This is a genomic window from Kitasatospora sp. NPDC093558, assembly GCF_040683475.1.
Lineage (GTDB): Bacteria > Actinomycetota > Actinomycetes > Streptomycetales > Streptomycetaceae > Kitasatospora.
The window spans coordinates 1-2,116 of the sequence record NZ_JBFBDY010000914.1 but is presented as its reverse complement, the minus strand read 5'-3'; the positions used below and the strand labels follow the sequence as shown (position 1 = coordinate 2,116).

General features: G+C 75.9%; 2 protein-coding genes and 2 pseudogenes. 1 reads left to right on the top strand and 3 read right to left on the bottom strand.

Features of this window, described 5'->3' with window-relative positions; translation table 11 throughout:
• The coding region (locus AB0O00_RS36890; RefSeq protein ID WP_363659067.1) for an ABC transporter ATP-binding protein at positions 1-648 on the bottom strand (648 nt) is incomplete at its 3' end.
• A gap of 31 nt (positions 649-679) precedes the next feature.
• Positions 680-1,042: pseudogene (locus tag AB0O00_RS36885) on the bottom strand (iron-siderophore ABC transporter substrate-binding protein); the annotation flags it as partial.
• Between AB0O00_RS36885 and AB0O00_RS36880 the strand changes: the two are divergent.
• Positions 1,042-1,539: pseudogene (locus tag AB0O00_RS36880) on the top strand (alpha/beta hydrolase-fold protein); the annotation flags it as partial. The pseudogenes AB0O00_RS36885 and AB0O00_RS36880 sit on opposite strands and share 1 nt — an antisense overlap.
• Here the strand turns inward: AB0O00_RS36880 and AB0O00_RS36875 are convergent.
• A partial coding sequence (locus AB0O00_RS36875) for a zinc-dependent metalloprotease (protein ID WP_363659066.1) occupies positions 1,469-2,116 on the bottom strand: 648 nt, incomplete at its 5' end. The pseudogene AB0O00_RS36880 and the gene AB0O00_RS36875 sit on opposite strands and share 71 nt — an antisense overlap.

The following is a 2,116-nucleotide window of genomic DNA, read 5'->3' as shown; positions in this document are numbered from 1 at the left end:
GGCGCCGTCGCGCAGGGCGACGAGCAGGTCGGCGTAGCGGGCCGCCGCCGCGAGGTCGTGCAGGACCATGACGACGGTGCGTCCCCCGGCGGCGACCTCGCGGACGAGTTCCAGCACCTCGACCGCGTGGCCGAGGTCGAGCGCGCTGGTCGGCTCGTCGAGCAGGACGACGGGGGCGTCCTGGGCCAGCACCATGGCGAGCCAACAGCGCTGGCGCTGGCCGCCGGAGAGGCGGTCGAGGCGGCGGCCGGCGAGCTCCTCGACGCCGGTGGCGCGCAGGGCGTGGGCGGTGCGGTCCTCGTCCTCGGCCGACCACTGGCGGAACAGGCCCTGGTGCGGGTGGCGGCCGTAGCGCACCAGGCCGGCGACGGTCACCGCCTCGGGCGCCTGCGGGCTCTGCGGGAGCAGCGCGACGCGGTGCGCCGCCTGCCGGGGGCGCAGCCGCCACACGTCCTCGCCGCCGACCAGGACCCGTCCGGCGTCGGGCCGGTGGAGCCGGGCGACGGCCCGCAGCAGCGTGGACTTGCCGCAGCCGTTCGGTCCGACGACGGCGACGACCTGCCCGGCGGGCACGGCGAGGTCGACGCCGCCGAGGACCGGGCGCCCGGGGCCGTAGCCGGCGGTGAGGCCCTGGACGGTCAACTCCACTGCTCCTCCAGGTGGTTGGGACGGGTTCGGGTCAGGAGGCGGTCAGGGCCTTGGTGATGTCGTCGATGACGGCGCCGGCCGCGAGCGGGCCGCCGCGGGTGGACCAGACCGAACCGTCCACCGTGACGGCGTGGTTGGTCTTCACGGCGCCCAACTCCCGGTAGGCGGGCTTGGACTGGACGTCCTTGAGGGCGGACTTCCCGTCGTCGGTGAGGGTGGAGAGGAACAGCCAGTCGCCATCGATCTCGTCGAGCTTCTCCAGACTCAGTGCCGGACTGTGCGCATTGCCGTCCTTGTCCTGGGACTTGGGACGGGAGAGGCCCATGTCGAGGGCGACGCCGCTCGCGAACTGCTTCTTCTCCATCCAGCTGGGCCCGGTGGGGTTCCAGCGGATTCCTCGCCGACCGGCTCCTCCCCTGGGCCGCAAGCGAGTTCGGCACCACCACGGACCCGGCGGCCACCGTCGTCGCCGGCCAGAGCGCGGGCGGCCTCACCGCCGCCTTCGCCGCGTACCGGCGCCCCGAGCGCTTCGGCAACGCGCTCGCCCAGTCCGGCTCGTTCTGGTGGCCCGACGAGACCGAGTTCGACGCCGGCAGCGAGTGGCTCACCCGCCGGCTCGCCGCCGAGGAGCGCCGCGCGGTGCGCTTCTACGTCGAGGTGGGGCTCCAGGAGTGGCTGCTCCTCACCCAGAGCCGCCACCTGCGCGACGTCCTCACGGCGCGCGGCTACGACCTCGAGTACCGCGAGTTCAACGGCGGGCACGACTACGCCTGTTGGCGCGGCGGCCTCGCCGACGGGCTCGCGCACCTGCTGCGTCCGGTCAGCCCTCCGCAGAAGGACCGTCCGCGGGCCCCAGCCCGGTGCGGGCCAGCCAGCGGGCCGGGGCGGTGAGTTCGCGGCGGGTCGGCACGAGGGAGCGGTCCGTCCAGATCCGGTTCACCGTCGCCGTCCCGCCCGCCTCGACCAGCGTGCGCACGAACCGCACCGCCTGGTCGTGGGTGTCCGGCTCCGCGCGCACGCCCGGCAGGCGGGACAGCAGGCGCGCGGCGCGGGCCGTCTTCCGCTCCCCCGCCTGGTCGCGCGCCAGCAGACGGCGCGTCGCCCAGCGCGCGTGGCCCTCCCACAGCGCGCCGAGGACGGGGTCGTCCTCCCGCGTGCCGCCGGACGTCCGGTGGAGCAGGAGCGCCTCCACCGCGTCCGCGCCCGGCCGGGGGCCGCCCGCCCGGATCTGGGCCTGGTGGGTCAGCAGGTGCGCCAGCACGGCCCGCAGCGGGGCCCGCTGCGGCGCACCGGCCAGCAGCGCCGGGGCCAGCAGGAGCACCCACCGGCCGTCCTCGTCCTGGACCACCCGGCCGGACGGCACGCAGGTGATCCTGCGGTCGGCCCTGGTGAGGGCCGCGATGACCCGGTTGCGCAGCACGAAACGGAATCGGTTCGGGTGCTCCCCGGGCGGGAGTTCGCTGACCAG